This window comes from Polaromonas sp. UBA4122, from assembly GCA_002381615.1.
Classification (GTDB): Bacteria; Pseudomonadota; Gammaproteobacteria; order Burkholderiales; family Burkholderiaceae_C; genus Polaromonas.
Window position 1 is genome coordinate 17,571 of sequence record DFWY01000084.1, and the last position, 7,578, is coordinate 25,148.

Annotated in this window: 8 protein-coding genes and 1 pseudogene; 6 read left to right on the top strand and 3 right to left on the bottom strand. The window is 58.5% G+C overall.

Translation table 11 applies throughout. The features are described 5' to 3' along the window. Window positions 1-23: 23 nt before the first annotated feature. Window positions 24-527 carry a type II secretion system major pseudopilin GspG gene (gene gspG / locus B3F77_RS11375; RefSeq protein WP_293605068.1) on the bottom strand — a complete coding sequence of 168 codons (504 nt, stop codon included), beginning with the start codon at window positions 525-527 and terminating at the stop codon, window positions 24-26. Window positions 528-547: 20 nt separating this feature from the next. Between gspG and B3F77_RS11380 the strand changes: the two genes are divergently transcribed. From B3F77_RS11380 to B3F77_RS11400, 5 genes are all read left to right on the top strand, one after another. After that, on the top strand, window positions 548-1,057 hold the full coding sequence (locus tag B3F77_RS11380) for a type II secretion system protein N (RefSeq protein ID WP_293605069.1): 510 nt from the start codon (window positions 548-550) through the stop codon (window positions 1,055-1,057). A 438-nt stretch (window positions 1,058-1,495) separates the two neighbouring features. Beyond that, window positions 1,496-2,215 carry a Crp/Fnr family transcriptional regulator gene (locus B3F77_RS11385; protein WP_293605118.1) on the top strand — a complete coding sequence of 240 codons (720 nt, stop codon included), beginning with the start codon at window positions 1,496-1,498 and terminating at the stop codon, window positions 2,213-2,215. A 9-nt stretch (window positions 2,216-2,224) separates the two neighbouring features. After that, window positions 2,225-2,581, top strand: coding sequence for a Crp/Fnr family transcriptional regulator (locus tag B3F77_RS11390; protein ID WP_293605070.1), 357 nt, complete (start codon window positions 2,225-2,227; stop codon window positions 2,579-2,581). A gap of 295 nt (window positions 2,582-2,876) precedes the next feature. Further along, entirely contained in the window at window positions 2,877-4,178 is a 1,302-nt protein-coding gene (locus tag B3F77_RS11395) for an ice-binding family protein (protein ID WP_293605119.1), read from the top strand. A gap of 151 nt (window positions 4,179-4,329) precedes the next feature. Beyond that, window positions 4,330-5,457, top strand: coding sequence for an outer membrane beta-barrel protein (locus B3F77_RS11400; RefSeq protein ID WP_293605071.1), 1,128 nt, complete (start codon window positions 4,330-4,332; stop codon window positions 5,455-5,457). A gap of 211 nt (window positions 5,458-5,668) precedes the next feature. Here B3F77_RS11400 and B3F77_RS11405 read toward each other — a convergent pair whose 3' ends face one another. Next, window positions 5,669-6,085: an RNA-binding S4 domain-containing protein gene (locus B3F77_RS11405; protein ID WP_293605072.1), complete on the bottom strand. Its 417-nt coding sequence runs from the start codon at window positions 6,083-6,085 to the stop codon at window positions 5,669-5,671. A gap of 239 nt (window positions 6,086-6,324) precedes the next feature. Further along, window positions 6,325-7,428: a ferrochelatase gene (gene hemH / locus B3F77_RS11410; RefSeq protein ID WP_293605073.1), complete on the bottom strand. Its 1,104-nt coding sequence runs from the start codon at window positions 7,426-7,428 to the stop codon at window positions 6,325-6,327. 19 nt (window positions 7,429-7,447) lie between these two features. On the opposite strand from hemH, the pseudogene B3F77_RS11415 reads away from it, so the two are divergent. After that, a pseudogene (locus B3F77_RS11415) lies at window positions 7,448-7,578 on the top strand (HAD family hydrolase); the annotation flags it as partial.

Sequence of the window (7,578 nt, forward strand, 5' to 3'; positions counted from 1 at the left end):
AAGTGAAAAGCGTGGGGGCCAACTTACTGCCAGGAGCCAAGGTCCGCATTCTTGCCTTCGCCACCGGCCTGCCCGTCAGCGCCCAGGGACATCACGTCGATCTCGCCTTTGATGCCTGGGTTGAGGTACTGGTAAGGCCTGGCCCAGGGGTCGTTGGGCAGCTTTTCCAGGTAAGGCTTCCAGTTGGGCGGGGTCGCACCGACCGTCGGCTTGGTCACAAGGGCCTGCAGGCCCTGCTCGGCGCTGGGGTAGCGCTGGTTGTCCAGCTTGTACAGCTTGAGCGCCTGCATCAGGTTGTTGATATCGGTGCGCGCGGCGATGACCCGCGCGTCGTCTGCGCGCTCGAGCACATTGGGCACGATCAGGGCGGCCAGCACTCCGATGATGACCAGCACTACCATCAGTTCGATCAGCGTGAAGCCCCGCTGAGCGCATTGTGTGAGCCGCTTCAAACGTGATGTCAGGCGCCATGCCTTGCGGGAGGCGGCGGAAAGACCGGAGTGGCCGGTGGGACTTGAGAGTTGCATCTTTCAATCATAATCCAGGCATGCAAAGCAAATGGACATTGCGCCTGATCACCGCGCTACTTTGGGCCTTGGCCGCAGCCAGCGCGGTTTACTGGGGATTACGCACGGGTGGCCCGGGTGCTGCGGTTTCCGTGCCTGAAGCAACGGCGTTGGCGTCTGCAGGCGATGCCTCGGCACGTCAAGCAGCCATCGCCCGTTTCCTTGGTGCTACAAATTCCGTAGCGGCCAGCTCTTCCAAGGTCTTGATAGCCAGCCGTTTTTCCCTTATCGGCGTGGTGGCGCAGGGGCACGGCGGCGCAGCGCTGCTGGTAGTTGACGGCAAGCCGGCCAAGCCCTATCGCGTGGGCAGCCGGATCGACGAGGGTACGGTGCTGCAGTCGGTCGGCCCGCACCATGTGGTGCTGGCGGCCAGCGCGGACGGCCCCGCCTTGCAGCGCCTGGAAATGCCCAGCCCGAAACCCGTCGCTGGGCTCACTAAACGGGTGCCGGCAGCACAGATACTTCCCGGCAGCCCAATCGAGGAGCCTTAAGCGGCCAATCTGCCACCCTGAGCGACACCTTCTGTCCGCTGGGTAAAAGTCGCGCGGTGCGGACCACTTGCGCCTGGGCCAGCCCCACGGCGTGCGACCCTAAAAGCAAATTGTGGAATGAGAGATGCCAGTTTCCCCCGGTTGGCTGAATGGCTTTGTTCCCTCTATTCGTCCCAGGAAACGCGCGTCGCGCTTTCACGCTTTATGGCAGTAGGACTACAAGTAGATATGGCGCATGCGCTTCAAATACTCATCAGCCCAGGGCAATGCTGATAAAGCCTTTGCCAGTTGTCTGCCCAATTTACGCTCGCGCTGGCTGGCTGCCTGTTTATGCGATAGCGCACATAACAGGTAGTGTTGACTGGATACACGAATACCCCGATGCGAGACCTCTGCCAGAGGTAATCCATGAAGCTAAATCCGCCCGAGAGTTCCGTGATGGCCACTTCCACCGAACCCAAAAAGAACCACCTGCTCGCCGCGCTGCCAGACACCGAGTTGCAGCGCTTGCTGCTGCAACTTGAATGGATCGAGTTGCCCTTGGGCCAAGTGCTGTACGAGTCGGGTAGCGCGCTGAGCCATGTGTGCTTTCCGACTACCGCCATCGTTTCGCTGCTGTATGTGATGGAAAACGGCGCCTCGGCCGAGATTGCCGTCGTCGGCAACGAAGGAGTCGTGGGCATCTCGCTGTTCATGGGGGGCGAGTCCACGACCAGCCGTGCGGTCGTGCAACGCGCCGGCTATGGCTTTCGGCTGAAAGCACAGATGATGAAAGACGAGTTCAATCGAGCCGGTCCGGTGCTGCATCTGATGCTGCGCTATACCCAGGCGCTGATCACGCAGATGGCGCAAACAGCGGTGTGCAACCGGCACCATTCGCTGGACCAACAACTGTGCCGCTCGCTGCTGCTGAGCCTCGACCGCCTGCAGGGCAACGAGCTCTTGATGACGCAGGAGCTGATTGCCAACATGCTCGGCGTGCGCCGCGAAGGCGTGACCGGGAGTGCGCTCAAGTTGCAAAATCTCGGACTGATTCGCTATTCGCGCGGCCGCATCTCGGTGCTGGACCGCCCGGGGCTGGAGCAACGCACCTGCGAGTGTTATGCGGTGGTCAAGAGGGAGTACGACCGGCTGCTTCCTCATAGGCTGGCGACGTAGCCCTGCGCGTTGGGCCAGGACCATGCCCACGCCGACAGTTTTCATGTAACGCACGAGTTTCTCGCCTACATGCTCGGTATGCGCCGTGTCGGCATCACGTCTGCCGCCAATGCCTTGCAACGCAGCGGGCTGATCGAATACCACCGTGCTGAGGTGAGGGTGCTCGACCGCAGCGGACTTGAAGCCGTGGCGTGCAGTTGCTATGACGCTGACCGGCAGACCTACGCCGAATTGCTATACCGACCCGTTCCAGCTTTTCCGCCGTCCGGAAACTTGCCCCAGGTTCGGAAGACTCAGCCTGCCAGGCAATGCTGGGGTTTATGCAACGCCACCCGATTGCTAAAGTGTTGGGTCGCTCCGAGCTGACATCGTCCGACACCGTCAATCTGAACCTGCGACGACGTTGGCCTGCACAGTCGTTTAAGAAGTCAAGACGCGGCTGGTCGGTTCTATTCTTGTGAAGCGGCATCGATGGTTTGCTTATTTGTAGGACACCACGCCAACAGGTGCGCTATGTGCGGCAGCGTACAGATGTAATGCGGGCCACGGTCCAAACTTGTTCCATGAGAACCGTGTTTCCGTTTCTCATTGTCCAAAGTCCGACTTCACCTAGGCAGGAAAACAAATGAAAAAATTCGAGAGCTCCTATTCCAGAGGCCGGATGTGGTCCTTGGCATTGCTGCTGAGCACTGTGGCCGTTGTGACGATAGGATGCGGCGGTGGTGGTGGCGGGCGAGATCCCATCTTGGGCGCGCCCGTAGCCGCAGTCCTCCTCGTTGCGCCACCAGGTGCGATCGCCCCAGGCGCTATATGTCCTGTAGCCGGATCGTCGGTGACCGTCACGGATCCCACGGACGGAAACCAGTCTGTGTCGACCAGCACCAGTGGCGTTGCCAACGGCGGCAAACTGGTCATGGCCACCTTCAGCGAGGCGATGAATGCGGCAACGATCAGCGCAACCACCTTTAAGCTGGCACCCACGGGGGGCCTTGCTCTCGTGCCCGCGTCGGTGAGTTATAACGCTGCCACCAAGGTGGCGACTTTAACGACCTCATCGGCGCTTTTGCCCAATACCGCCTATACGGCAGTTATCCAGGCTCCCATCGCAAATGGTACGGGCACCCCCCTCGGCTGCAGCTATGCATGGACCTTCAAGACAGCAACTGTAGCCGCTGCAGCTCCTGTGCCAGTAAACCTTGGATTGGCCTCGTCGTTCGGGATTGCGGCTACCGCCGGGGTAACCAACACCACCACCGCCCCTATTACTCACATTAACGGGGATGTGGTACTGGATCCAATTTCAGGTGCTATTTGTAATGCTGTGCAAGTTGATGCTGCCGGAGGTTTTGGTCTTTGCGGAAGCAACAGCTCCACTCCAACACTCACCGGGAAGGTAATCAGTCCCTTATATAACCAAGGAGTCACTTCAACCGCTATCAAGGCCGATTTGCGAGCAGCGTTTCTCAGCATCACTCCTCCGGCCGGTCCCCCAGCCGTCGGTTCACTAGGCGGGGCCACCAGTATTGCGGCTGGCACTACTTTAGGAGCCCCGACCGGGAACGCGCTCGTGCAGGGAGACAACCTGTTCGTTCCTGGCGTCTATCAATCCCTCACGTCGATTTTGATAACAGGTGATCTCACGCTCGACGCCCAGGGCGACCCGAATGCTGCATTCATCTTTCAGTCATCAAGCACAATCGGCACGGCACCCAGCGCCCGTATCCTCCTGATCAACGGTGCCAAGGCTTCCAACGTCTTCTGGCAGGCCGGCACGTCAGCGACACTTGGAACGGACTCAGTATGGCAGGGCAACATACTGGCCTCTGAAAGTATCACGATGAACACCCATGCAACCTCATGTGGCAGATTGTTGGCAGGGGCGTTTGCGGCTGGCGCATTTGTATTTGACTCTAACGTCGTTTCCGTGCCGGGTAATCCTAATGCACCTGCTGATTGCCAGTAAGGCATAAGGTATTCGGTGTGAACGCAGGACAGGTCGCATCAGGAAATACCTGAAAATTGGTGGCACTCGATGAGTGTCACCAAGTTAGTTTGTAGAAAAGCATGAAATACGCAACAGACGCAAGCGTTTTTAAATATTCTTGGAGAAAAACATGAAATTAATAAGAGCTTCAGGGACACTGAGTTTGCTGGCACTTGCTGCACTGGCCAGCCCATTAGCCCTTGCCGACGAGTCGGGCTGGTATGGCGGCGCTAACGTTGGCCGCTCAAGCGCGACCATCGACGACCCGAGAATTAACGCCGGCCTCTTAAATGGTGGTTTTACCTCGAGCACGATCGTCGATGATGACCGCTCCACCGGCTACAAGATTTTTGGCGGCTACCAGCTCAACAAGAATTTTGCTGTTGAAGGTGGTTATTTCGACTTGGGAAAATTCGGTTATACGGCGACCACGGTACCGGCGGGAACACTGAACGGCAATATCAAGCTCAGAGGCCTGAATCTTGACCTGGTCGGCACGGTGCCCCTGACTGAAAAGTTTTCTGTGTTCGGACGGGCCGGACTGAACTACGCTCAAGCCAGAGACTCCTTTAGCGGCACCGGAGCCGTCCAAGTGACTAATCCCAACCCCAGCAAGAACGATACGAATTACAAGTTCGGCCTGGGGCTTCAGTACGCTTTCACCGACGCTCTCGCCATGCGCGTTGAGGCGGAACGCTACCGGATCAACGATGCCGTCGGCAACAAGGGGCACATCGATCTGGTCTCGGTCGGCCTGATTTATCGCTTCGGCGCGAAAGCGCAGGCTCCCGCACCATACGTGGCACCGGCGGCACTGGCGCCTGTTTCTGAAGTCATCGTTGCAGCACCTCCGCCACCGCCGCCGCCGCCGCCGCGCTTCGAAAAATATACCTTGTCGGCCACTGAGTTGTTTGCCTTTGACAGCGCCGAATTGCGGATGCCGCAACCGAAGCTGGATGAAATTGCAAACGCCCTCAGCAGCAATCACGAGATAGATAACGTTGTCATTACCGGCTACACCGATCGCATCGGGTCCGGGAAATACAACCAGAAGCTGTCAGAGCGCCGTGCGGTCGCAGTGAAAAGTTACCTGACAGGCAAGGGAATTGATGCGAATCGACTGAAAGCGGAAGGCAAGGGCGAGGCCAATCCGGTGGTTGTCTGCACGGATAAAAAACGTCCCGCACTGATCAAATGCCTGGAGCCCAATCGGCGGGTGGAAGTCGAGAAAATTACGATCGAACGCCGCGTGCAGTAAGCCAGTGGCATTCCGGAAGTCCGCTACAAAATTGCGGACCTCGAGCAAAAAAAATGGGTGCATGATCTGCGCCCATTTTTTTTATGACTTTGTGTTTTGCGGCGCGGCTATGCGGCTCCCGCGTGAACAATAAAAATTGTCAAAAAATTTAGTAAAATTAGCAGTAAGCCCAATAAATACGGGAACAGTAGGCTATTAAATTAATAGCAAATTACTGGTCGATCGACGCACTCCAGCGCTTGTTCCAGGCCTTGTCTTGGGCTTTGTCCATCGTGCGACGGTCGCGCTTGGTGGGGCGGCCGTGTTCCTGGCTGTTGGCCGGGTCGCTCGCCAGCCGACGCTGCTCGGCGGCCTGGGCTTTCAGTCGCAGGCTTTCTTCGGTTTCTTCATAGAGCTGCTGCGCCACCGGCGCGGCGCCGCGCTGGTTGCTGATGCCGCGCACCATCAGCATGCGGACCACTTGGCCTTGTCGCAGGGCCACGATGTCGCCCGCCTTGACCTCGCGCGCGGGCTTGGCTTCCTGGTCATTGATGCGAACGCGCCCCTTGTCAATTTCCAGGGCAGCGAGCGAACGTGTTTTGTAAAAGCGGGCGGCCCAAAGCCACTTGTCGATACGTAGTTTTTCCATCAAGTGCTATTTTGAACTGTTGCTGTATTGCTCGCTGAATGGCACAAATAAAAATGATGAGTTTTTGCTCAGTAAACGCAGCGATACCCGCAGGTGCCCTCAGGCATTGTGCTGATTTGCAACAACGCCATGGCTGAAAATATCTGTTTTTATGGGGCAAATTGCGTGCCGCGCTTCGCTGCTGACAGCTGTAAAGCTGAGAGCGAACCGATCTGGCAGCACTCCGCGCTAACGTCGCACTAACGCGGCGAGCCCAGGGCCATGGCCCGCTCGCGTGAGCTTCGCAGCGCCTCCGGTCCGGCGGACGCTTGCGTCGGCCAGCCCGCCAACTGCTGCACACTGAACTCTGCCAACGCGGCCAGCCACTGCGGGCTGTCGTTCAGGCATGGGATGTAGTGGAACTCCTTGCCGCCCGCCTCCAGAAAAGCGTGGCGCGCTTCCATTGAAATTTCTTCGAGCGTTTCCAGGCAGTCACCGGTGAAGCCGGGGCACACCACATCCACCCTTTTTACGCCGTCTTGCGCCATCTTGATCAGCATCGGTTCGGTATAGGGTTGCAGCCATTTGGCCTTGCCAAAGCGTGACTGGAAAGTGACTTTGTAGCGGTCTTTTTCCAGTCCCAGTTTTTCGGCCAGCAGCCGCGCTGTCTTTTGGCATTCGCAATGGTAGGGGTCGCCCAGCTTGAGCGTGCGTTCAGGCACGCCATGAAAGCTCATGACCAACTGCTCGGCCCGGCCGCTGTGCCGCCAGTGGGCGCGGATATTGTCGGCCAGCGCAGCGATGTAGCCCGGCTCATCATGGTAATGATTGACGAAGCGAAATTCGGGAATCCAGCGTACCCGGGCGGCCCAGCTGTAGACCGCGTCAAACACGCTGGCGGTGCTCGTGCCGCTGTATTGCGGATAGGCCGGCAGTATGAGGATGCGGGTGACGCCATCGGTCTTGAGCTGGTCCAGCTGTGAGGCGATGGAAGGGTTGCCATAGCGCATGGCGTAACGCACCTCCACGGTGTGCCCGCGCACGGCCAGGTAGCCGCTCAGCATGACGGCCTGCTTTTGCGTCCAGACCTTGAGCGGCGAGCCCTCGCTCATCCAGACGCTCGCATATTTGGCGGCAGATTTTTTTGGCCGTGTACGCAAAATGATGCCGTGCAGGATCAGCCACCACAGCGCCTTGGGAATTTCGACCACACGCGAGTCGTTTAAAAATTCGGCGAGGTAGCGGCGTAGCGCAGGTGCGGTGGGCGCATCGGGTGTGCCCAGGTTGCAGAGCAGGATGGCTGTTGTGGAGGAGGCGGCCGGTGGCGTGCCGTGGGTGACGGGTGGTTCGGGTGCGAAAGACATGGGTTATTCTCGCTTACCTATGCTCGACCTGACAACCATCAAAGCGATTACCCTGGATCTTGACGACACGCTTTGGCCGGTCTGCCCCGCCATCGAACGGGCCGAGAAGGCGCTTGATGACTGGCTCAGCCGGCATGCACCGATGACCGC